Genomic DNA, 22,573 nt, shown 5'->3' with positions numbered 1-22,573 from the left:
CTGCCGACATGACCGCCATCGAGATCGCGACGGCCACCACGCCGTCAGCCCCCGCGCGCACGTCCCGCCGGCGCGGACTGCTGCGCCAGCTCATCGACAGCAAGAAGGCGTTGACCGGGCTGGTCCTGCTCGCTCTCTTCGCGCTCCTTGCCCTGCTCGCACCCGTCCTCGTCCCGGGCGACCCGTCGCTCATCAACTCCACGGGCAGCCAGGCCCCCTCGGCCGCACACTGGCTCGGTACGACCGCCAAGGGACAGGACGTGCTCGCCCTCACCCTGTGGGGTGCGCGCAGCTCCCTCTTCGTCGGGTTCACCGTGGGGCTCGTGGCAACCGCGGTCGCCATCGTCGTCGGCCTGGCGTCCGCGTACTTCGGCCGCATCGTGGACGACGCGCTGACCCTGGTCACCAACATCTTCCTGCTGCTGCCCGGCCTGCCCCTGCTCATCATCCTGGCCGCGTTCCTGCCGCCCGGGACGTCCACCGTGATCCTGGTCCTCGTCGTCACCGGCTGGGCGGGCTCGGCCCGGGTCCTGCGCGCGCAGGCCAAGTCGATCCGCGGCAAGGACTTCGTGGCCGCGGCCGTCGTCACGGGGGAGCGCCCGCTGCGAATCATGTTCCGCGAGATCCTGCCCAATATGGCGTCCGTGGTGATGACCACGCTGCTCGGCTGCGTGATCTTCGGCATCGGCGCCCAGGCCGGCCTGGAGTTCCTCGGCCTCGGCGACAGCAGCGTCGTCAGCTGGGGCACCAACCTGTACTGGGCCGGCAACGACGGCGCGCTGATGACCGGCGCCTGGTGGGCCTTCGTCCCCTCCGGACTGTGCATCGCGCTCGTCGCGTTCGCGCTCGCGCTGGTCAACTACGCGGTCGACGAGGTCACCAACCCCAGGCTGCGCAACCGCCGTGCCCGCCGTGAGAGGAGGGGCTGAGCCATGGAACCCGTACTTGAGGTGAACGGCCTCCGCGTCGAATACCGCGGCGACGGACGCACCGTCGTGGGCGCCGACGACGTCTCCTTCACCATCGGCGCCGGAGAGGTCTTCGGCCTCGCCGGGGAGTCCGGCTGCGGCAAGTCGACCATCGCCAACGCGGTGATGCGGCTGCTGAAGCCCCCGGCGGAGATCACCGCGGGCAGCATCCGCTTCCAGGGCCGGGACGTCCTCGCCCTGGACCCACGGGAGCTGCGCGCCTTCCGGTGGCGGGAGATCGCCATGGTCTTCCAGTCGGCGATGAACTCCCTCAACCCCGTCCTGACCATCGGCGAGCAGATCGTCGACATCTTCACCACCCACGAGAAGCTGAAGAAGCGGGCCGCGCGGGAGCGGGCCGGCGAGCTGCTTCAGCTGGTCGGCATCGACCCGGGAAGGCTGAAGGCGTACCCGCACCAGCTCTCCGGCGGCATGCGCCAGCGCGTGGTCATCGCCATGGCCGTCGCACTCCACCCCCGGCTGCTGATCATGGACGAGCCGACCACCGCGCTCGACGTGGTCGTGCAGCAGGAGATCATGGCGCAGATCCGCGACCTCCAGCGGGAGCTGGGCTTCTCCATCCTCTTCATCACCCACGACATGTCCCTGATGGTCGAGCTGTCGGACCGCATGGGCGTGATGTACGGCGGACGGATCGTCGAACTCGCCGACGCCAAGGACCTGTTCGCCCAGCCGCTCCACCCCTACACCGAGGCGCTGATGAACGCCTTCCCGCCGCTGACCGGCCCGCGCCAAGAACTCACCGGCCTCTTCGACGCCCCGCGCACCGCCGACAGCTGCGGCTTCCACGTCCGCTGTCCCGAGGACCGCTCGGACTGCTCCATGAACATCCCCGACCTGCGCGAGATCGCGCCCGGCCGCTGGGTGGCCCGCAGCCTCGAAGGAGCCCCCCGATGACCGAACCCCTGCTGTCCGTGCGCGGTCTGACCAAGGACTTCCAGGTCGGCACCGTCTTCTCCCGGCGTCGCGTCCGCGCCGTCAACGACGTCTCCTTCGACCTGCCGGCCGGCCGGATCACCGCCCTGGTCGGCGAGTCCGGCAGCGGCAAGTCCACCATCGCCCGCTGTCTCGCCCGCCTCGAACAGCCCTCCGCCGGACAGGTGCTGCTCGACGGCGAGGACGTCCTGCGCACCGAGCGGCGCCGGGCGTCACGGGCGTACCGCCGCAAGGTCCAGATGGTGTTCCAGGACCCCTTCGGCTCACTCAACCCCGTCCACCGCATCGAGCACTTCCTCACCCGGGCCCTCGTCCTGCACGGCCGCTCCGCCGCACCAGAGGCGCTGCGGGAGCTGATGAAAACGGTCGCCCTGACCGAGGACATGCTCCAGTCCTACCCGCACGAACTCTCCGGCGGCCAGCGTCAGCGCGTCTCCATCGCTCGCGCGTTGGCGGTGGAGCCGCGCCTCATCCTGGCCGACGAACCGACGTCGATGCTGGACGTCTCCGTGCGCGTCGGCGTGCTCAACCTGATGCGGCGCCTGCGCGACGAGCGGAACATCGCCATGCTCTACATCACGCACGACCTGGGCTCCGCCCGCTATCTCGCCGACACCACGATGGTCATGTTCGCCGGCGAACTCGTCGAGGGCGGCGACGCGTTGGCGGTGATGGACGCCCCCGCCCACCCCTACACCCGCCTGCTGCTGTCCGCCGTGCCCGACCCCGAACGGGCCGGCAGCTACGACCCCGTCGAGCGCGCCAGGCTCCGCGAGGCGATCCTCAACCCCACGTCCTGCCCCTACGGCGACGACGGCACGTGCAGCCGCACCGACCCCGTCCGCCACATCGTCGGCGAAGACGACGGCCAGCCCCACTGGGTGCGCTGCCACCTGCGCGCACCCGCCTCCGACATCGCCCGCCGCGTCCTGAAGGCCACCGACCGGCCGGACGGCGAGGCCACCGACGTCACCGACGCCACCGAGAAAGCGGAGACCACCGCCGCATGACCCACGACCTCACCCTCCCCTCCGGCAGTCCCACCGCCGAGGGGCTGGCAGAGCGCGCCCCGCGCGACCCCCACCGCCCCCGCTTCCACTTCACCTCGCCCGGCGGCTGGCTCAACGACCCCAACGGGCTGAGTCACTGGAACGGCGTCTACCACCTCTTCTACCAGTACAACCCGCTCGCCGCCGCCCACCACCGCATCCACTGGGGCCACGCCACCAGTACCGACCTCGTGCACTGGGCCGACGAGCCGGTCGCCCTGGTGCCGGGCTCGGACGGCCCGGACCGCGACGGCTGTTGGTCCGGTGTCCTGGTGGACGACGGGGGAGTGCCCACGCTCGTCTACTCGGGCCGGCACGGCGAGAATGAACTCCCCTGCGTGGCCAGGGGGTCGGCGGATCTGCGGTACTGGACCAAGGACCCGGCCAACCCCGTCATCACCGCCCCACCCGAGGGCGTCGACATCACGGCCTTCCGCGATCACTGCGTCTGGCGGGAGGGTTCCGGCGAGAACGCGGTGTGGCGTCAGCTGGTGGGCTCGGGAATCCGGGGCGTCGGCGGAACGGCCTTCCTGTACGAATCCGACGACCTGCGCAGCTGGCGCTACGTCGGCCCCCTGCTGACCGGCGACGCCTCGCAGAACCGGGGCGAGCTCGACTGGACCGGCACGTTGTGGGAGTGCGTCGACCTCTTCCGGCTCGGCGAGGACGAGGAGGCCGGCAGTACCGACGCCCTGGTCTTCTCCGCCTGGGACGAGGGCGCCACCCACCACCCCCTGTACTGGACCGGCCGCTACCAGGGCGACGCCTTCACCCCGACCGGCCTCCACCGGCTCGACTACGGCGGCCGCTACTTCTACGCCCCTCAGTCCACCCGTGACGAGCACGGCCGACGCATCATGCTCGGCTGGCTCCAGGAGGGCCGGACGGACGAGGCGAACGCGCAGGCCGGCTGGTGCGGTGTGATGTCCCTGCCGAGGGTCGTCACGCTCGCCACGGACGGCGGCCTGCATCAGGCCCCGGTGCCGGAGCTGACCGAGCTGCGGGGGGAGCGCGTAGAGGTCGCTCCGGGCCGGCCGGCCGACTCGTACACCCGGCTGCCCGCCGTGCGCGGGGACCAGCTGGACATCGAGACGACCCTGCGTCTCGCTCCCGGAGCGACCGCCCGGCTCGTGCTCCGCGAGACACCGGACGGCGCGGAACGCACGGTCGTGGAGGTGAGCCGGGCGCCCGACGCGGCGAGCGGCACCCTCCGCCTGCACCGCGAGACCAGCAGCCTCGACCCGACGGTCGACACCGAACCCCGGTACGGAGAGCTGCCGTTGGACCCCGACGGCCGAGTCGACCTGCGGGTCCTCGTCGACCACTCCGCACTGGAGATCTTCGCCAACGGGCGTGCCCTGACCGCCCGCATCTACCCCACCCGCCCGGACGAGGCCGTCGGCGTCGGTATCGGTGCCGACGGCGATGTGGCCCTGGAGCGGTTCGACGCCTGGCAGATGGCGTCGGCCTTCACCGACGCACCCCGGCCGCTGTGGCCGTGACGGTCTTGCACACGACCACGGCCCGCGGGGTGGACGTCCCCGCGGGCCGTGGCCCACCCTCCCCTGTTCTCCCTCAGGAGCCGCCATGAGCGTGTCCCGCCGTACCCTCCTGCTCGCCGGAGGAACCGCCGCCACCCTGCTGCCTCTCGGAGGCATCCTCCCCGCAGCACGGGCCGCCGCCCCGAGCGCCGCCGGAGCGACCCCCGCCGCCACCCCGATTCCCGACCCCATCCCCGTCACCGGCACCTGGACCCGCACCTTGGACGGCGGCCAGAAGGCGACCGCCGGCCGTCGCGGGCCCGCCCTCGCCCTGTCCGAGCAGCAACTCGCGGCCAAGGGCACGTACGCGGCCCGCGTCACGCCCCAATCCTCGTCCGCCGTAGGCGCGTTGGTGTTCCGGACCGCCCTCGACGGCTCGACCGGATACGCGGTCGCCCTCGACCCCGGCCGCGCCCGCGTACGGCTCTACGACCTGGCCGGCGGCGACACACTCGCCACCGCCGCACTCCCGGGCGCGCAGGCCGGAAAGCCCTACGACCTCGAAGCGGCGGTCGACGGACCCGAGCTGACGGTGCGTGTCGACGGCAAGCTGCTCCTCCACACCGAGGACCACCGCCACGACACGGGCTCGGTGGGTCTGCTCGCCCAGGGCGGCAAGGTCACCTTCGGCCCGCCCTCCCTCTCCTCGGTCACCACCAACCTCACCGGCTGGACCACGAGCGGCGGCACCTGGACGGCGAGTCCGCTGGGCTGGCGGGCGGCCCCGGCCCAAGGAGCCACCGCCCGCGCCGTCACCACGACCAAGACGTACGACACCGCGCTCCAGGCCGACCTGCTCCTGCACGACGCCTCCGCCGTCGCCTCGCTGCTGGTGCGCACCGACGCCACGGCCACGCGCGGCTACGGCGTCCAAGTCGACCCAAGCCAGGGCAGGCTGAGGCTCTACCGCATCGACGGCGACGTCACCCTCGGCACCTACGCGACCACCATCAAGGCCGACACGGTCCACCGTCTGCGCGTCGAAGCCGAACACGACGAACTGCGCGTGCACTGGCAGACCAACTTCCTCTCTCCCGACGGCTACAGCCCCGTCATCACCGTCCAGGACCCCACCCACACGAAGGGCCGACTCGCCGTCACGGCTTCGGCCGGCGAGGTGTCCTTCGAGAACATCGCCGCGGCCGACCTCGCCACCGGCCTCCAGGGCTGGACGGCCCGCTCCGGCACCTGGACCCCGGACGTGCGCGGCATCCGCGGCGAGAACGGCCTGCGCACGGCCCCCTTCACCGACGGCGACCTGGTGGCGGGGGCCGACATCACACCCGGCGACCGCTCCTCCTCGGCCGGCCTCGTCCTGCGCGCGTCCGCGAACGGCTCCGGCGGCTACGAAGCCCGCCTGGAAGCCGGCCGCGACGCCGTCGTCCTGCTGGACCGCTCCTCCGGCGCCCGCCTCGCCTCCGCCTCCGGCCCGGTCCGGCGCATCACGGCCGGAGGCACGTACCGCGTCGAGGCCCGCGCGACGGGCAGCACCATCGAGGTGTACGTGGACGGCGTACGGGCGCTCAAGACCCGCGTGTCCCGCACCAAGGGCGCCGCCTTCGGCACCGCGGCCGCGCACGGGACGTCGTACTTCCAGAACGTCGAAGTGCGCGGCACCGCCGACCACTTCACCGAGCCGTACCGCCCCACGTACCACTACTCCCAGCTCACCGGCTCCACCAGCGACCCCTGCGGCCTGCTGCACCACGACGGCGAGTACCACCTCTTCCACCAGGACGAGGGCCGCTGGGCGCACGCGGTCAGCACCGACCTCGTCCACTGGCAGCCCCTGCCGATCGCCCTGCCCTGGAACGCCCACGGCCACTGCTGGACCGGCTGCGCGGTCGTGGACGCCGACGACACCTCCGGTCTCTTCGACGGCGGCTCGGGCCTGATCGCCTATTACACGAGCTACCACCCGGACAAGCCGGGCGGGAACGCCGGCGTGCGCATCGCGTACAGCAAGGACAAGGGCCGTTCATGGCAGCTGCACGGCGGCTCGAGTCCGGCCGTGCAGAACCCGGGCGGCCCAGACGCCGGCTGGACCTTCCGCGACCCGAAGGTCATCCGCGACGAGGCCCACGACCAGTGGCTGATGGTCGTCTCCGGCGGCGACCACATCCGCTTCTTCACCTCCACCGACCTCCTCACCTGGACCCAGATCAGCTCCTTCGGCTACGGCGACTGGGCCACACCCGGCGTCTGGGAGTGCCCCGACTTCTTCCCGCTCCCCGTCGACGGCGACAAGGACAAGGTGAAGTGGGTCCTCACCCTGAGCACCGGTGCCGTACGCGCCACGAACGGCTCGGCCGCCCAGTACTTCACGGGCGAGTGGAACGGCACCGGTTTCACTCCCGACCAGAAGGCCGGCACGGTCCTGCGCGCCGACTCAGGCCGTGACTACTACGCCGCCATGTCCTTCTACGGCCTGCCCGACGACCGCCGCGTCTGGCTCGGCTGGATGAGCAACTGGGACTACCCCTTCAGCGCCCCGACCGGCGGCTGGAACGGCCAGCTGAGCATCCCCCGCGAACTGACCCTCACGGACACCGCCGACGGCGTACGCCTGGCGCAGCGCCCGGTCCCGGAGCTGGTCACGCTGCGCACGTCCACCACAACCCGCAAGGACCTCGCCGTCGGCCCGACCTCCGCGAACCCGCTCGCGGGAGTCCGGGGCATCGCCTACGAGATCGAGGCCGAGATCATCCTCGGCACCGCCACGGAGATCGGCTTCCGGCTCCGGACCGACGACGACCAGCACACGACCGTCGGATACGACGCCGAGGCCCAGGAGTTGTTCGTGGACCGCTCGGCATCGGGCCTGAGCGACTTCACGCGGTACTTCACGGGCCGCACGACCGCGCCGATGAAGACGACCGACGGCCGCGCGACCCTGCGCGTGTACGTCGACTCGTCCTCGGTCGAGGCATTCGGCGCGGACGGACAGGCCGCCGTGACCAGCCTGATCTTCCCCGGCCCGGACGCCGACGGCATGGCCTTCTACGCCAAGGGCGGCACCGCGCACATCGAGTCGCTCAAGGTGCACAGGCTCGACAGCACCTTCCGCCTGGTGGACCGTGTGAAGCCGCTGGTGTCCGCCCCGAGCGGCGGTGAATTCCGCTCGGACCTAGGGAAGTTGACGATCACTCCCGCCGGCCGCTGGTCGACGGACAGCGCGGGCCGCGCCGGAAGCTTCGACAAGGACTCCCACGAGATCTCGGCCCGCACGGCGACGGACGTGGACCTCACCACTCTGGTCCGGCTCGGCGGCCCCGCCCCGGACACGGGCGGCGCCCTCTCCCTCCTCTGGCGCGCCTCCTCCGACGGCGCCGACGCCTACTGCCTCAACATCGACCCCGACCTACGCGTGATCCGCCTGGTCGCCAAGGCCAACGGCTACTTCGAGGACGGCGCCGCCCTCGCCCGCGTCCCGGCTCTGGTCCGCCGCGGCACCACCTACTCCGTCCGCATCCTCACCGAGGGCGACCGCATCCAGGTGTTCCTCAACGGCGAGCGGATCATCGACGTGACGGACACGACGTACACGAGCGGACACGTCGGCCTGAACGTGTTCGGAGGGAGGGCGGCGTACCAGGACACCTACGCGAAGGAGCTGTGACCGCCGGTCAAGCCCGCCTGTTCACCCGCCCCGGCGCCCAGATTCCCGCCTGGTACCGGGCCCACAGCGACCCAGTGGTCGACCCCGCGCCCTGTCCGTGCCGTCGGACAGGGCCGGCCGGTGCCGTGGTGGGTGTGGGCGATGGTCTACTGCCGTAAAGGCTGTCTTTCATGGCACGTTTCGCAGATCGAGTGGTCATCGTGACCGGGGCCGGTGCCCCTGACGGAATCGGTGCCGCGGTGGCCAAGGGGCTGGTCGCGGAGGGTGCGCGCGTCGTGTTGGGCGCGACGTCCGAGCGGGTGCACCAGCGAGCGGCGGAGGTGGGGCCCGCCGCCGTCGGTGTGATCGCCGACCTCACCATCGACGGGGCCTCGGACGCCCTGGTGCAGGCCGCGATGGACCGCTGGGGCCGCGTCGACGTGCTGGTGAACAACGCCGGCATGACGTCCGTGGCATCGGGCTGGGACGCAGGCGACGACGTCGCCGAGCTGTCTCTGGCCGACGGCGTCACCGTGAACGTCGTGGCCCCCGGCTATGTTGCGACCGGCTCCCAGCTGGAGTTCGAGGCAGCGGCCGCCGCGGCGGGCCCGATCGGACGCAGTGCCACACCGGACGAGATCGCGGCTTGCGTCATGTTTCTGGCGCACGAATCGGCGTCGTTCGTCACCGGATCGGCTCTCGTGGCCGATGGCGGGCACGGTCTTCCAGAGACGTGGCCGCGACCGTGAGTCGCGTGCAACTTCCCAGGGGCCACAACATCCGGCAGCCCGGCTCGCTCGGCGAGCAGGGCTGCCGACGAGGCAGGTTGCATGTCCGGCGCCATGTGACTTCCACGATCCGAACGATCGATTCGATTTTTTCGACGGCGGAATCGATGGTGCTCTGTACGTATTGCGCGTGAATCGATTGCATGCTTAGCTGCTCGCGCACCTAGGAGGTGTCCCCATGGACGACATCGATCGGGCCATCCTGCGTGAACTGCAGACCGACGGTCGCATCCCCTACGCCGATCTCGGCCCGAAGGTCGGCCTGTCGGCGTCGGCCGCTCGGCAACGGCTGCAGCGGCTGATCGACACCAAGGCGGTGCAGGTCGTCGGCGTCACCGACCCGATGGCCATGGGCGGGCAGGCCATGGCCCTGCTCGGGCTCCGCGTCGACGGCGATCCGCGAGCGGTGGCCGACGAACTCTCACGCCACGACGAGGTCGTCTACACCGTCCTGACCGCCGGCACCTTCGACTTGTTCGCCGAGGCCGTCAGTCGGCATCCGCGTGACCTGCTGGACTTCGTCAACGACGTCGTGCGTCCCATCGAGGGCGTGACAAAGGTGGAGAGCTTCCCCTACTTCGGGATTCACACGCACCGGTTCCTCTGGAACGTCGGCTGAGCAGCGCCCTGATCACCGTTTCCGCGCCCCCCCCGCAAACGGCACCCGGGGCGGACTGCCGCCCAGGCCCGCCCGCAGTACGTGATGAACGGAGAATTCGATGGGCATCTCCTCCGCCGAGTGGCTGGTGGTGCCGATGGTCGCGATCGAGGAGGAGCGGGCCGCAGCCCTCCTCACGGAGCGATTCGGCATCGAGGGAACACTCGAGAAACTGGGCAGCAACCACGATCGCAACTTCCGGGTGCGCACCGGTCTGGATGAGCACGGGTACCTCTTCAAGGTCTTCAACCCGGTCATCGACCGCGCGGTACTGAGGGCGCAGTCCGAGGCCACCGAGCGCCTCGCCCGGGCGCTGCCGGAGCTGCGGCTACCGCGGGCCCTGGTGGGAGTCGACGGGGAGCACATCCAGACCGTCTCCCTGGACGGCCAGGACTACGACTGCCAACTGCTCGACTATGTTCCCGGTGACCCCATCATGGACAGCCGCTATCTGGCTCCGCGGGTGGTGGCGCGGCTGGGAGAGGTTGCCGGAAGCGTCACCGCGGCCCTGGAAGGCTTCGACATGCCGACTCCGGACAGGCCGATGCTGTGGGACCTGCGCAACGCCCTCGAAGTCGTCGAGGCCCTGGCCCCGCACATGGTCGACCGGCGAAGGGCCGAGCGTGTGCTGCGAGCCGCCCGCGCGGCACAACAACTGGTGGAGCGGCACGCCGCGCGGCTTCCCGTACAGGTCATTCACGGCGATGTGGCCGACAACAACGTGGTCTGCCGGACGGACCTGGACGGCCGCCCCATACCGGTCGGGCTGATCGACTTCGGAGATCTCACACACAGCTGGGCCGTGGCCGAGCTGGCGGTCGCCTGCACTTCCGTCCTGCACCATCACGGAGCCACACCGGCTTCGGTGCTGCCCGCGGTCCGCGCGTTCCACGCCGTACGGCCGCTCGTCGGCGACGAGCTGGACGTGCTGTGGCCCCTTGTCGTGCTGCGCGGCTGCGTGCTGGTGGTCTGCGGGCAGCACGCCGCACTGCAGGACCCCGGCAACGGCTACGCCACGGCGGCCCTCGACCGTGAGTGGGCCATGTTCGAGGCCGGTGCCTCGATACCGGCCGAGGTGATGGCGGCCCACTTCCGGCAGGTGATCGGCGAACCCGCCCCGCACAGCGATCCGCCGACCTCGAGCCACCCTCTTCTCCCCGAACTTCCCTCCGAAGCAAGGGTGATCGACCTGTCCGTCACCAGCGACGCGCTGCACGGCGGCGGCTGGCTCGATCCTGACGCGGAGTCCGCTGTGGTCGCACGGGCACTCGCCTCGGGCGGCACGGCCGTGCTGACCCGGCACGGAGAGTGCCGTCTCACCCGCACCCGGGTCGACACCACGGAGCAGAGCGCCACGCTCGCGCTCGGCGTGGAGGTGCACCTCTCCAGCCCACTGGCGGTTCACGCGCCATGGGCCGGCACGGTCACCCGGCACGCCGAGCACGGAGTGACCCTGACCGCCGGGGGGCTGCACCTGGTGCTCGACGGCATCGACCCGGCCGTCGCGGTCATCGACGGGGGAGTGGTCGTATCCGGTCAGCGGTTGGGCACCGTCGCCGCACAGGGCGGCTGGTATCGGCTGGATGTGCAACTGTCCCGGCTGGGCACGGGAATTGCACCACGCTTCATCCCGCCAGGGCTGGACGCGGGCTGGCTGACGATGTGCCCTGATCCCACCGGCCTGATCCTCCCCCGGGCGGACCGCCCCGTGGCGGACACGCCGACGGAGCCGGAGAGCGTCCTGCTGGAGCGCCGAGTGAAGTCTTTCGCCACCGCGCAGGAGCACTACTTCGAAACCCCTCCGCAGATCGAGCGAGGCTGGCGGCACCACCTGGTGGACACCCGCGGCCGCGGCTACCTGGACATGCTCAACAACGTGACCGTCCTGGGCCACGGTCACCCGCGACTGGTCGAAGCAGTGCACCGGCAGTGGCAGCGGCTCAACACCAACTCCCGTTTCCACTACGCCTCGGTGGTGGAGCTGTCGGAGCGGCTGAGCGCGCTCCTGCCGGACGGGCTCGACACCGTCTTCCTCGTCAACAGCGGCTCCGAGGCCGTGGATCTGGCACTGCGGCTGGCCTGGGCCGCCACCGAGAGGCGCGATGTCGTCGCGGTGGAGGAGGCGTACCACGGCTGGACCCACGCCGGTGACGCCATCTCCACCTCGACGGCCGACAACCCGAACGCCCTGGCCACCCGTCCCGCGTGGGTGCACACAGTCCCCACACCGAACAGCTACCGCGGCACGCACCGCGGCCCCGAGGCGCACCTCTACGGCCCCGAGGCCGCGGCCGTGATCGCCGATCTGGTCAGGTCCGGTCGCCCGCCGGCGGCGTTCGTGTGCGAGCCCTACTACGGCAACGCCGGCGGAATGGCTCTGCCCGACGGCTACCTCGAGCAGGTCTACGCCGCCACCCGGGAATCCGGCGGTCTCTGCGTCGCCGACGAGGTGCAGGTCGGCTACGGTCGGCTGGGCTCCCACTTCTGGGGCTTCGAGCAGCAGGGCGTCGAACCGGACATCGTCGCTGTCGCCAAGGCGATGGGCAACGGCCACCCCCTGGGGGCGGTGATCACCCGACGCGAGATCGCCGACGCCTACCGTTCGCAGGGCTACTTCTTCTCATCGGCCGGCGGCAGCCCGGTCAGTTCGGTGGTCGGACTGACCGTGCTCGACGTGCTCCGCGACGAAGGTCTCCAGGACAACGCCCGCACGGTCGGCGCACACCTGCGAACGCGGCTGCTGCGACTCGCCGACAAGCACCCGCTGATCGGGGCCGTCCACGGCAGTGGCCTGTATCTGGGCGTCGAGTTCGTCAGGGACCAGGAGACACGGGAGCCGGCGACCGAGGAGACAGCCGCCATCTGCGAACGGCTACGCGAGCTGGGCGTGCTGATGCAGCCGACGTCGGACCGGATGTGCGTCCTGAAGATCAAGCCGCCGCTGTGCCTGACCACGACGAGCGCCGACGTCTTCGTCGACGCCCTCGACGACGTACTCACCCACGGATGGTGAAACGCGGTACGGACGTACCTGTCGGCGGTTGTCCTGTGGCACCGATCAGCGGTGGCACCAGGTCAATGGGCGCCCAGGTCACCCACGGCGAAGACCGTCAAGACACAACGGGCAGGCTTGTCGCGCGTCTTCGGTCCCATGCGGAGGCCGGCCCGAAGGCCTGAACGCGAGAAGAGCCGGTCCGGAGCCCGAGCTCCGGACCGGCTGTGTGGGTACGTCAGCCGACGGCCGCCACGGGGGCACGGTCCGTTCCGGCCGCTTCCTTGACGTCGGCGTCCCCGGCCTTCTCACCCGGCGCGGGATCGGCGTGCGGCTCGGGGGTGTGATCGGCCTCGGGGGCGGAGGTGTACGGGATCTCGCCGCGGAGGACGGCCCTGGCGCGGTCCTCGTCCAGCTCCCCTTCCCACTTGGCCACCGCCAGGGTGGCGACGCCGTTGCCGACCACGCTGGTCAGTGCGCGGGCCTCGGACATGAAGCGGTCGATGCCGAAGATGAGCGCCAGGGCGGCCACGGGGACGTGTGGAACGGCGCTGAGGGTGGCCGCCAGGGCGATGAAGCCGGAGCCGGTGACCCCGGCGGCGCCCTTGGACGTGAGCAACATGACGGCGACCATCGACAGCTGCTGGGTGAGGCTGAGGTCGATGCCGAGGGCCTGGGCGAGGAAGACCGAGCCCATGGTCAGGTAGATCGCTGTGCCGTCGAGGTTGAAGGAGTAGCCGGCGGGCAGCGTGATGCCGACGACCGGCTTGGAGGCTCCCGCGTGCTGCAGTTTGGCCATCATGCGCGGCAGCACCGGCTCGGAGGACGAGGTACCCAGGACGATCAGCAGCTCTTCCTTGATGTAGCGGAGGAAGGGCAGAAGGCGCAGACCGTTGACCCGCATGACCGCCCCGAGGACGACCAGGACGAAGAACAGGGCGGTGAGCCAGAAGGAGCCGACCAGCAGGGAGAGGTGGCGCAGGGTGTCCAGACCGTAGCTGCCGATCGTGAAGGCCATGGAGCCGAAGGCGCCGATCGGGGCCAGCCGCATGATCCAGCGGATGAGCGTGAACAGGACCTTGGACAGCTTCTCGACGCCCTGGGTGATCCCCGCTGCCGCCTCACCGGCGGCGTTCAGGCCGAAGCCGAACAGGACCGAGACCAGTAGCACCGGCAGGATCTCGTGGCCGGTCAGAGCGCCGGGCAGGGTGTCCGGAATGTTGGAGAGGACGAACGCGGAGACGCTCTCGTGGCTCTGAGTGGCCTCCGGCGGCAGGCCCTCGGTGGAGAGGGTGGAGGGATCGACGCGCAGTCCGCTGCCGGGCTTGACGAGGTTGACGACGACCAGGCCGATCACCATGGCGACGGTGGTCAGGACTTCGAAGTAGATCAGCGCCTTGAGGCTGACCCGCCCGACCGCACGCGCGTTGCCCATGGAGGCGATGCCATGGACGACGGTGCAGAAGATGACCGGCGCGATCATCATGCGTACCAGCGCGATGAACCCGTCGCCCAGGGGTTTCAGGTCGGCTCCGAACGACGGCCACAACCAGCCGACGGCAGCTCCGGCGAAGACACCGATCAGGCACTGGACGTACAGCAGGGACAGCAGTCGGCGGATGCGGCCGGGTGGAGCGGTGACGGTGCCCGGGGCGGCGTCGTTGCGGCTCATGCGGGGCGTCCTTCCAGGACGGGAACGAGGAGTTCGGCTCGGGCGATGCGGCGGGCGGCGCGGTGCAGGAACACCGTGGGGGAGGCGCCCTCCGCTGCGGGGGCGGCCTGGGCGGTGATGACACCGGCCGGGGTGCCCAGGCGCAGCGTGCCGTCGGCGGTCTGCCGGGCGACGCGATGGGCGAGGGTGCCGGGAGTGGTGGCCGCGGTGGCCAGTGCGACGGCCGAGGTGAGACCGATCGCCGGGTGGGGGGCGTGCATGGAGACCATGCGGACGGCCAGGTCGTACTCGTCCGGTCCGACCTGGGTTCCGTCGGTGGTGCGGTAGGCGGCGGGGCGGGCGAGGACGCCGACCTTCGGCACGGCGTGGCTGACGGGATCGTTCTCCTTGGCCAGGCCCATGGCCAGAGCGGCCTGACGGCGCAGCAGGGTGAGCGCGGGCACCACCGCGGCGAACTCGGCCAGGGATTCGGTGCCTTGAAGACCGAAGGCCTTCGCTTCGAACAGCGCGGCCGGGGCACCGGCGTCGACGAGGGACGCCTCGATGGGACCGGCGGGCCCCGAGAGGGTGTCCAGGGCACGGCCGGTCGGCAGGGCACGACCCGTGGTCGAACCCGCCGGGTCCAGGAAACCGAGCAGGACCGGCACACCGAGCGCGGCCGTGCCCGGCACCACCGCCGTGCCCTCTTCGGGGGCCGTACGCCCCGGAGTCGGGATGGCGCCGGTGAGGCGGGCTCCGGTGTTGACGTTGAGCATCCGCACCGTGGTGGAGTCCGACGTGATCGGGACCAGGCCGTTGTGGACGGCGTACAGGGCGACGGCGGTGGCGCAGTTGCCGCAGTTGCTGGCCCATTCCACGTGCTCGTCCCCGATACCGACCTGCGCGAACGCGTACTCGACGTCGATGCCCGGCTCGGCCGACCGCCGGACGATCGCGGCCTTGGAGGTGGTCGAGGAGGCACCGCCCACACCGTCGATCTGGCGGGGGTCGGCGGCGTTGTAGGCGGCGAGAAGCAGGGTGTCGGCGTCCACGCCGGTCGCCACCACGTCGTGGTGGTCGAAGATCCAGCACTTGCTGGTTCCTCCGCGGATCATCTCGCCCTGCAGACGCAACACAGCGGTCTCCTCATGCAAACCCCGACGGCACTTCCGTGCGGGATGCGATCCACAGTGGGCGCGAAGAGCATGAAGTACAATCTCGGAAATCTGCACGGGTATTAAGCTGAAGTTAACGCTGGAGGTGGCGCTGTGCTCGACGTCCGGCGCATCCTGCTCTTCACCGAGGTCGCCCGCCGGGGCTCGGTCACCGCTACCGCACGGGCCCTCAACTACACGCCGTCAGCGGTGTCCCAGCAGGTCAGTCGCCTGGAAGCAGAAGCCGGGCAGCCCCTTCTGGAGCGCCATGCGCGGGGCGTCACCCTCACCGACGCGGGACGCGCCCTGGCCGAGCGAGGGGAGCGGATCGAGCGCGAACTGACGGCCGCGGAGAACGAGCTGGCCGACTTCGCGGGACTGCGCGCGGGCACCCTCCGGGTCGGAACCTTCCCCACCGTCGGCGCCTCCCTCCTTCCGCGGGCCGTGATCGCCTTCCGGGAAGCGCATCCGGACGTACGGCTGACGGTGCGCAGCGCCCGCATCGCGGGCCTGTGGGCGATGCTGGAGAACCGGGAGATCGAGATGTCCCTGATGTGGGACTACGACTGGAACCGCATCGACCGCGAGGACATTGCCGTCACCACACTGGTCGACGACCCCCCGGCCCTCCTCGTCAGCCAGAACCACCCCCTGGCCGACCGCCCTTCGGCCGCCCTCGCGGACTTCGCGAACGATCCCTGGATCACCCGCGCCGACCACCACCCGGTGGCCGAGGCCCTCGCCCGCAGCTGCCACGCAGCCGGCTTCGAGCCGCAGATCGCCTACGAGGCCCATGACTACCAGGAGGCCCAGGCCATGGTCGCCGCCGGCATCGGCGTCGCCCTCGCCCCCACCCTTGCCCTGGAAGGCATCCGAGCCGGCGTCAGCATCCTGCCGCTGCACCCCGCCGGCCCGGTGCGCCGCATCCTCCTCGTCCGCATGAGCGACCACGCCCTCACCCCCGCCGCCCAGTCCTTCGCGGCCCTTCTCCGCCACAGCGCCGCAGCCGCTACGGCGTCATGACCTGCCGCGTTGATCGGTCCGCGGTGATGCCGGCGCCGTCGGCGGCGCCGGTGGAGGGGTCGGTGATCTCGCTCATCGGTGTGCCGGTCGACCGCTCGTCAGGGCAGCTGCGGGTACAGGGCGGTGACGCCTCCGGCCAGACCGGCCTGCACCTGGCGGCTGATGTCGTCCACGACGATCTCGTAGGCGCCCTCGGCGATGCCGTCGGCGGCGAGGCGGGCGACGTCGGCGGGGGCGGTCTTGGGTGCGGTGACCGCGCTGGTCATGTCGGTGTCCATGTAGGCGACGTGCAGCCCTGCCACCCGGATGCCCTGGTCGGCGAGCTGGAGGCGCAGGGAGTTGGTGAGCGACCACTGCGCGGACTTGGCGGCGCAGTAGGCGCCGACGTCCGGGAAGCTGAACCAGGACAGAGCGGACAGGATGTTGAGGACGGCACCGCCGCCGCCCGCCACGATCTGGGGTGCGAAGGCCCTGACCACCGAGAGGGTGCCGAAGAAGTTGGTGTCCATGTCCCGGCGGATGCCGTCCAGGTCGCCGGTGAGCAGGTCGCTGCCGGTGGATACACCGGCGTTGTTGATCAGGACGGTGACGTCACCGGTGGCCTCGGCGGCGGCCGCCACGGAGGCGGGGTCGGTGATGTCGAGCGCGATCGGCGTGGCGCCCGGCAGGTCGACCTGGTCGGGGTTGCGGGCACCGGCGTAGACGGAGGCGCCGCGGCCGAGCAGCTCTGCGGCGAGAGCGCGGCCGAGACCGCGGTTGGCTCCGGTGACGAGGACGGTGCTGGTGGAGAGGTCCATGAGAAGTCCCTGTTGCTTGCTTTGAGTTGAGTGGGGGGAAGGGGTCACTGATCGGATCGTGGGTGGTGTGCCGTGCCTGGCCCTTGTTCAGGCGCCGGTCAGGCGGTCGGAGAGGTGCCCTGGGTGGCCTGTTCACGGGTACGCGCGTGTATCAGGCACGTGGTGGTGGCGTGGGCGAGGAGCCGACTGGTGGGGTCGGTGACGGTGGCGGTGGCGTAGGCGGTGCGCCGGCCGACATGCACGGCGGTGGCTTCGCAGCGGACGCGGCGCACCATGCGCGGCGTCTTCGTGAGCAGGCGGTGGTTATGCCTGCTGGTTCGCGATGCCGAGGTAGTCGCCCAGATTCCGCTCGATCTCCTCGACGCCGATCTCGGCGATGAGCTTGCCGAGCTGCGGCACGCGGGCCTGGAATCCCGGCCACGTGACCGAGTCCGCGAACTCCGCCCAGGACGCGCGCAGATCGGCCACCGGCGGCAGGGTCGACCGGTTGATCTGTGCCTTGGCGCCCAGGACGGACGCCTTGTCGAAGGAGGCGATGCGCGCCGCCACACCGCTCACGAAGGCGTCGAGTTCGGTGTCGGGGACGGCCCGGGTCACCCATCCGTACCGCTCGGCGCGCTCGGCGTCGTAGTCCTGGCTGGTGAGGACCGCTTCGAGCGCGCGGTCCCGCCCCAGCAGCCGGGCCAGCCGGTCGCTGCCGCCACCGCCGGGGACGATGCCGATCGCGACCTCGGGCTGGCAGAAGAACGCCTCCTCGCGGCTGGCGTAGCGCAGGTCGAAGGCCAGGGTGATCTCGTCCCCTCCACCCCGCGTGCGCCCGCGGATGGAGGCGATGCTGATGAACGGGGCGCTGGTCAGGCGGGTGACGAGCTCGACCCACGTCGGAGTCCAACTCCAGCGGCGTCACCTCCCGGCGGGCCGGCACGCTGGTCGACTGCACGATGTATCTCCTCGCTCGGGCAGGCGCTCGGACTGCCGTGGCTCCGGCGGTCGGGTCAGCGGTCAGTCGGAGAGGAAGGCCGTCACCTGGGTGGCGAAGTCCTCGGCGTGCTGGAAGAGGAAGGCGTGGCCGGCGTCGCCGTAGACGACGAGGGTCGCGTCGCGGAGGTGCTGGACGGCGGTGTAGGAGGCCAGCGCGGGGATCATCGCGTCCTTCATGCCGGTGGCGTACAGGACGGGCTGCTTGACGGACTCCAGGTCGGTCCGCACCTGGTCGAAGGGAATCGCCGCGTCCTTGCCGATCGCGGCGATCTGACCCATGCCCGCCGCCTCGGACACGTCGGGGCGTCCGGTGGCCAGCCGGGTCGCCACCCGGGCGAGGTGCGCGTACCCGGCGGCGCGCCCCGTCTCCGTCTCCGGGAAGAAAAGGAACACCAGGTCGTCCCCGGAGACCTCCGGCTTGGTCATGGTGGCCCGCACCTTCGGGTCCGGGTCGGGAGCGCCGGGCACCGTGCCGCCGGGGTTGGCGGCCGCCACGACCAGCTTGCGGACCAGGTGGGGTCGGGTGCGGGCGATGTGCTGGGCGACGGTGCCGCCCAGGGTCCAGCCGAGCAGGTCGACCTGGGTGAGGCCGAGGGCCTCGATGAACTCGACGGTGCAGTCGGCGAGTCCCTCGACGGAGTCACGTGGTGTGCCGGTGGTGTAGCCGGTGCCGACGTTGTCGAACACGATCACGTCGTGGGCGGCGGCGAGGTGGTCCAGGAGTTCGGGGTCCCACCAGTCGAGGGTGCCCCGGACCCGGTTCAGCAGGACCAGCGGGATGCCGCCTCGCGGGCCGATGCGCCGGTAGGTGAAGGTCGCGGAGGGGCCCTCCACGGTGAGGTCCTCGGCCGCGTCTGCCAGATAGGTGCTCATGCCGGACTTCGCTTTCTTGTCGCTGTTTCTTCTCGCTGTGTCTGCGGGGTACGTCAGGCGGCGGGCAGGCGGTTGAGCTTGCGCAGCTGCTGGTCGAACATGCGGGAGGGGACGATGCGGCGCATGGTGCGGACGCGTCCGGTCATGGCGCCGGCGGTGTAGCGCAGCTTCGGCTTGGCGTCGGTCGCCGCGGCGGCGATCTCCTTGGCGACGACGGCGGGGTCGTCGCCGTCCTTGACCGCTCCGGCCATGTACTCCTCGAAGATCTGCCGCCGCTGGGCGTAGATGTCCAGGGGCTGGTCGGGGCGGACGCTGGCGGCGTCGAAGGCGGTGCTGGTCCAGGCGGGTTCGACGAGCAGGACGCGTACGCCGTATTCGCGGACCTCGTGGTCGGCGGACTCGGAGTAGCCCTCGACGGCGTGCTTGGAGGCGGCATAGACGGCCATGTAGGGCTGCGGCATGAACCCGACGATGGAAGAGACGTTGATGATGCGTCCGCTGCCCGCCGCGCGCATGTGCGGCAGCACGGCGTTGGTCATGCGGATGACGCCGAAGACGTTGATGTCGAACAGGTGCTGGGCCTGGGCGGCGGAGGACTCCTCGGCGGCGCCCGCCGAGCCGATGCCGGCGTTGTTGACCAGGACGTCGATCCGCCCGAACCGGTCGATCACCTCGCCGACCGCGGCCGTCACCGACTCGTCGCTGGTCACGTCGAGGTCGAGGAAGGTCACGCCCTTCACAGGAGTGACGTGCGCGGTGTTGCGGCTCGTGCCGACCACCTCGTAACCCGCCTTGACCAGAGCGAGGGAGGCTGCTTTTCCGATGCCGGAGGACGCGCCCGTCACGAGGGCTACCGGACGTGTTGTCGCCATTGTGGGCTCCTGACTCAAGGACTGCTTGCGGGGTGTGGGGGTCGCGGTGCCGGACGCGGACGACGGTCGTACCGAGGTCCGCCGCCGTGTCTGCAACCCTCAATCAGTTTCACTAATGTATCAGCTTTCAAGTCACAAGCAACATCAGGGCATCAATTAAAGAAGTATTCGTAGCGTTCACGTATCTCTTACGGTGGGTCACGGCGTCGACCAGGTCAGCGGGCTGTTGCACGGCGATACCCCGCCGGCTCGGCTCCGGCGGGGTATCGGTCGGCGCGGGTGACCGTCTTGCGGCGAGGTGCGGTCAGCGGTCGAGGAAGGCGTTCACCTCGGTGCCGAACGTGACGGCGTACTGGTAGAGGAAGCCGTGGCCGGCGTCCGGGTAGATGTGCAGCCGGGCGTCGGGGAGGTGCTTGGCCAGCAGGTGGGAGTTCTTGGCGGGCATCAGGATGTCGCTCTCGCCGTCGGCGACCAGGACCGGCTGGAAGAGGGCGTTCAGGCGCACCAGCTTGGACTTGTCGGGGATGCCCCACTCGGACCACGCGGTGAGCTGGCGGTCGCGGGTGGCCAGGCTGGAGGGGGCGTCGTGGTCGGTGGTGCGCTGCCCGAGACGCTGCAGGAACTCGCCTCCCGCGGCCTGGCTGGAGGCGGTGTTCTTGAAGAAGAGGAAGAGGTAGTCCTCGGGGCCCGGATTGTCCTTCAAGGTCCGCTGCAAAATGTTGGGGTCTGTTGCGCGCTGGTCCACTCCGCCCTGGGGTCCGGTGGCGGCCAGGACGACGCGGCGGACCTGCCAGGGGCGGCGCAGCGCGACCTCCTGGGCGACCTCGCCGCCGAGGGAGAAGCCGAACACGTCGTAGCGGGGCAGCTTGAGGGCGTCGATGAAGTCGATGGCGTCCAGGGCCATCTGCTGGACGGTACTGGCGGTGGTGCCGGTCGAGCCGCCGACGCCGACGTTGTCCACGAGGATGACCTCGCGCTTGGCGGCGATGGTGTCGATGAGCTTGGGGTCCCAGCTGTCGAGGGTGCCGCGGAAGTGCTGGAGGAAGACCAGGGGCACGCTGCCGGTGCTGGGGTTGCCGAAGCGGCGGTACTGGTAGGTGACGCCGTTGGCGGCCTCGACGCGCAGGTTGGGGGCGGTGCCGGCGCTCTCCGCGTTCTGCGTCCGGGTGGCCGAGTGTCGCGTGCCGCTGGAGCTGCCGCTCACGGCATTGGCCATGCTCGGTGCCGTGGCGGCGACAGCCGCGACGACCGACACGGTGGCCAGCGCCATCGCGGTCCGCCGGGAGATTCGGGTACGCCGATTGGTTGAGGACATGCCAATTCCTTGAGTCGGGCCGGAGGTCTCCCCCGGCGCGTTGAACCTGCCGTGCGCTCCGCGTGCGGATGCTCCGCGGGCGCGCGGGAGTGGGGCTATTCCTGGGCCGGCGGCTTCGTCGAGCCGGGCCCGCCGCCGTACGCGTCTGAAGGCCCCCATGGGTCCGGCGACCTCCCGCTCGGATACGGAACGGAGGTCACGGGCTGCGCGAGGGTGGCGGAGCTGGGAGCGACGACGCCGGTGAGCCGGGGGCGGCGAGGAGACTCCCGCGTGATCGACATGTGCTGAAGCTAGGGAGCAGTGATGTCGTCGGGAGTCATCCCGGGCGCCCGACCGTGTCATCCGCCAGGGCGAATGGGTCCCGCTCTCTCAGGTCAAGACGACGGCCTCCGGGCTTGCCCCGGCGAAAGCATTGCCTGACCGGCGACTTCGTCGAGTCGTCAGCCGTCGGGCGGTGTGGCGCGACCTCCGATGCGTAACATGGACGTATCAGATGGAGGTGCATTAGCGGCAGATAAGAATCAGTTATCGGGATACCCGTAGCGTTCACGTATCCTCTACAGGGGACGAAAACGAACGAGACAGGGAGACCGCTATGGGCCGACCGCTGCGGGCAGATGCCGAGCGCAGTGTGCGTGCGATTCTGGAGGCGGCCGAGCGGGTCCTCGCCGGCGACGCCGGTGCCTCCATGGAGCAGATCGCCGAAGCAGCGGGGCTGACCAGGATCACGGTGCACCGCCGATTCGCGAACCGGCAGGCACTGCTGGAGGCGCTCGCCGTCTCCGCGAAGCAGCAGCTCCTTGACGCCATCGGGGAAGCCCGGCCCGACTCCGCTCCCGCGCTCGTGGCCCTGTACCGGGTCACTGCGAACGTCCTGCGAGTCAAGAACACCTGGCGCTTCACCCTCAGTCACGCCACGCCCCATACCAGCGCCGCAGCCGCCCTCTGGGCAGAGATCGACACCTACACCGTCGAACTCCTGACACGAGCACAGAACGAGGGACTCCTCGCCCGGGACGCGGACCTGGACTGGACGCGGCAGGTGTACTACGCCCTCCTGAGCGAAGCCCTCGACAGGCCGGGCGCCGACCAGGATCCAGCCGTGCAAGACCCGGACGCGCTGGCCGCACTCGTCATCGACACACTCCTGCACGGCGCGGGACCACGCGGCTGAGCCGCGACTGCTCGACGGACCCCCGCGAGTTCAACGGCGATGCTGTGACCCCGGACGGTGTCGACATCGTCGCCGAGGTGGCGCTGGGGGCTGACCTGTGGCGGCAGCCCGATGCATGGCGCCGCCCGGCCCGCCGCCGGCCTGTCGCCTTTCGGAACCGTCATGGGTCTTGTCACCAGTGC

At 70.6% G+C, this 22,573-nt stretch carries 17 protein-coding genes and 1 pseudogene; 10 read left to right on the top strand and 8 right to left on the bottom strand.

The window, feature by feature from the left end; translation table 11 throughout:
• Window positions 1-8: 8 nt before the first annotated feature.
• From OHA64_RS15185 to OHA64_RS15150, 8 genes are all read left to right on the top strand, one after another.
• On the top strand, window positions 9-929 hold the full coding sequence (locus OHA64_RS15185; RefSeq protein ID WP_405613177.1) for an ABC transporter permease: 921 nt from the start codon (window positions 9-11) through the stop codon (window positions 927-929).
• Between the two features lie 3 nt (window positions 930-932).
• The gene (locus OHA64_RS15180; RefSeq protein WP_405613175.1) at window positions 933-1,886 is read left to right on the top strand and encodes an ABC transporter ATP-binding protein; all 954 of its coding nucleotides are present in this window, start codon (window positions 933-935) and stop codon (window positions 1,884-1,886) included.
• On the top strand, window positions 1,883-2,935 hold the full coding sequence (locus OHA64_RS15175) for an ABC transporter ATP-binding protein (protein ID WP_405613174.1): 1,053 nt from the start codon (window positions 1,883-1,885) through the stop codon (window positions 2,933-2,935). Before OHA64_RS15180 ends, OHA64_RS15175 begins: the two co-directional genes overlap by 4 nt.
• A complete protein-coding gene (locus OHA64_RS15170) occupies window positions 2,932-4,476 on the top strand; it encodes a glycoside hydrolase family 32 protein (RefSeq protein ID WP_405613172.1) in 1,545 nt (514 codons plus the stop codon). The genes OHA64_RS15175 and OHA64_RS15170 overlap by 4 nt, the downstream gene beginning before the upstream one ends.
• 85 nt (window positions 4,477-4,561) lie before the next feature.
• Window positions 4,562-8,134, top strand: a complete 3,573-nt coding sequence (locus OHA64_RS15165) for a GH32 C-terminal domain-containing protein (protein WP_405613170.1) — start codon at window positions 4,562-4,564, stop codon at window positions 8,132-8,134.
• Between the two features lie 170 nt (window positions 8,135-8,304).
• On the top strand, window positions 8,305-8,862 hold the full coding sequence (locus OHA64_RS15160) for an SDR family NAD(P)-dependent oxidoreductase (RefSeq protein WP_405613168.1): 558 nt from the start codon (window positions 8,305-8,307) through the stop codon (window positions 8,860-8,862).
• Between the two features lie 217 nt (window positions 8,863-9,079).
• Window positions 9,080-9,520, top strand: a complete 441-nt coding sequence (locus tag OHA64_RS15155; RefSeq protein ID WP_405613166.1) for an Lrp/AsnC family transcriptional regulator — start codon at window positions 9,080-9,082, stop codon at window positions 9,518-9,520.
• 100 nt (window positions 9,521-9,620) lie between these two features.
• Window positions 9,621-12,572, top strand: a complete 2,952-nt coding sequence (locus tag OHA64_RS15150) for an aminotransferase (RefSeq protein ID WP_405613164.1) — start codon at window positions 9,621-9,623, stop codon at window positions 12,570-12,572.
• A gap of 217 nt (window positions 12,573-12,789) precedes the next feature.
• Here the strand turns inward: OHA64_RS15150 and dctA are convergent, their stop codons facing one another.
• Together dctA and OHA64_RS15140 are read right to left on the bottom strand one after the other, a co-directional pair.
• Window positions 12,790-14,223, bottom strand: coding sequence for a C4-dicarboxylate transporter DctA (gene dctA / locus OHA64_RS15145; protein ID WP_405613162.1), 1,434 nt, complete (start codon window positions 14,221-14,223; stop codon window positions 12,790-12,792).
• Window positions 14,220-15,338: a PrpF domain-containing protein gene (locus OHA64_RS15140; protein ID WP_405613160.1), complete on the bottom strand. Its 1,119-nt coding sequence runs from the start codon at window positions 15,336-15,338 to the stop codon at window positions 14,220-14,222. The genes dctA and OHA64_RS15140 overlap by 4 nt, the downstream gene beginning before the upstream one ends.
• A 132-nt stretch (window positions 15,339-15,470) precedes the next feature.
• Between OHA64_RS15140 and OHA64_RS15135 the strand changes: the two genes are divergently transcribed.
• A complete protein-coding gene (locus OHA64_RS15135) occupies window positions 15,471-16,379 on the top strand; it encodes a LysR family transcriptional regulator (RefSeq protein WP_405613158.1) in 909 nt (302 codons plus the stop codon).
• Window positions 16,380-16,477: 98 nt separating this feature from the next.
• Here the strand turns inward: OHA64_RS15135 and OHA64_RS15130 are convergent, their stop codons facing one another.
• The 6 genes and pseudogenes from OHA64_RS15130 to OHA64_RS15105 form a co-directional block, all read right to left on the bottom strand.
• A complete protein-coding gene (locus tag OHA64_RS15130; RefSeq protein ID WP_405613156.1) occupies window positions 16,478-17,176 on the bottom strand; it encodes an SDR family oxidoreductase in 699 nt (232 codons plus the stop codon).
• A gap of 98 nt (window positions 17,177-17,274) precedes the next feature.
• Window positions 17,275-17,451 (bottom strand): hypothetical protein, encoded by a 177-nt coding sequence (locus OHA64_RS15125; protein ID WP_405613154.1) that lies wholly within the window; start codon window positions 17,449-17,451, stop codon window positions 17,275-17,277.
• A gap of 28 nt (window positions 17,452-17,479) precedes the next feature.
• A pseudogene (locus OHA64_RS15120) lies at window positions 17,480-18,043 on the bottom strand (enoyl-CoA hydratase/isomerase family protein); the annotation flags it as partial.
• Window positions 18,044-18,178: 135 nt separating this feature from the next.
• The gene (locus tag OHA64_RS15115; protein WP_405613152.1) at window positions 18,179-19,030 is read right to left on the bottom strand and encodes an alpha/beta fold hydrolase; all 852 of its coding nucleotides are present in this window, start codon (window positions 19,028-19,030) and stop codon (window positions 18,179-18,181) included.
• A 53-nt stretch (window positions 19,031-19,083) separates the two neighbouring features.
• Window positions 19,084-19,902: an oxidoreductase gene (locus OHA64_RS15110; protein WP_405613150.1), complete on the bottom strand. Its 819-nt coding sequence runs from the start codon at window positions 19,900-19,902 to the stop codon at window positions 19,084-19,086.
• Window positions 19,903-20,206: 304 nt separating this feature from the next.
• Complete coding sequence (locus OHA64_RS15105) at window positions 20,207-21,217, bottom strand: alpha/beta fold hydrolase (protein ID WP_405613148.1); 1,011 nt, start codon at window positions 21,215-21,217, stop codon at window positions 20,207-20,209.
• A 595-nt stretch (window positions 21,218-21,812) separates the two neighbouring features.
• Here OHA64_RS15105 and OHA64_RS15100 point away from each other — a divergent pair.
• Window positions 21,813-22,391 carry a TetR/AcrR family transcriptional regulator gene (locus OHA64_RS15100; RefSeq protein WP_405613146.1) on the top strand — a complete coding sequence of 193 codons (579 nt, stop codon included), beginning with the start codon at window positions 21,813-21,815 and terminating at the stop codon, window positions 22,389-22,391.
• The last annotated feature ends 182 nt before the right edge of the window (window positions 22,392-22,573 follow it).

It is taken from the genome of Streptomyces sp. NBC_00076 (assembly GCF_045041235.1).
Lineage (GTDB): Bacteria > Actinomycetota > Actinomycetes > Streptomycetales > Streptomycetaceae > Streptomyces.
This window is presented reverse-complemented; position numbering and strand designations above follow the sequence as displayed.

Coding starts and splice junctions, on each gene's coding strand:
- OHA64_RS15155 (WP_405613166.1), top strand. CDS start 9,080: ATGGACGACATCGATCGGGCCATCCTGCGTGAACTGCAGACCGACGGT.
- OHA64_RS15125 (WP_405613154.1), bottom strand. CDS start 17,451: ATGGTGCGCCGCGTCCGCTGCGAAGCCACCGCCGTGCATGTCGGCCGG.
- OHA64_RS15115 (WP_405613152.1), bottom strand. CDS start 19,030: ATGAGCACCTATCTGGCAGACGCGGCCGAGGACCTCACCGTGGAGGGC.
- OHA64_RS15175 (WP_405613174.1), top strand. CDS start 1,883: ATGACCGAACCCCTGCTGTCCGTGCGCGGTCTGACCAAGGACTTCCAG.
- OHA64_RS15170 (WP_405613172.1), top strand. CDS start 2,932: ATGACCCACGACCTCACCCTCCCCTCCGGCAGTCCCACCGCCGAGGGG.
- OHA64_RS15160 (WP_405613168.1), top strand. CDS start 8,305: ATGGCACGTTTCGCAGATCGAGTGGTCATCGTGACCGGGGCCGGTGCC.
- OHA64_RS15150 (WP_405613164.1), top strand. CDS start 9,621: ATGGGCATCTCCTCCGCCGAGTGGCTGGTGGTGCCGATGGTCGCGATC.
- OHA64_RS15165 (WP_405613170.1), top strand. CDS start 4,562: ATGAGCGTGTCCCGCCGTACCCTCCTGCTCGCCGGAGGAACCGCCGCC.
- OHA64_RS15180 (WP_405613175.1), top strand. CDS start 933: ATGGAACCCGTACTTGAGGTGAACGGCCTCCGCGTCGAATACCGCGGC.
- OHA64_RS15185 (WP_405613177.1), top strand. CDS start 9: ATGACCGCCATCGAGATCGCGACGGCCACCACGCCGTCAGCCCCCGCG.
- OHA64_RS15130 (WP_405613156.1), bottom strand. CDS start 17,176: ATGGACCTCTCCACCAGCACCGTCCTCGTCACCGGAGCCAACCGCGGT.
- OHA64_RS15110 (WP_405613150.1), bottom strand. CDS start 19,902: ATGGCGACAACACGTCCGGTAGCCCTCGTGACGGGCGCGTCCTCCGGC.
- OHA64_RS15100 (WP_405613146.1), top strand. CDS start 21,813: ATGGGCCGACCGCTGCGGGCAGATGCCGAGCGCAGTGTGCGTGCGATT.
- dctA (WP_405613162.1), bottom strand. CDS start 14,223: ATGAGCCGCAACGACGCCGCCCCGGGCACCGTCACCGCTCCACCCGGC.
- OHA64_RS15105 (WP_405613148.1), bottom strand. CDS start 21,217: ATGTCCTCAACCAATCGGCGTACCCGAATCTCCCGGCGGACCGCGATG.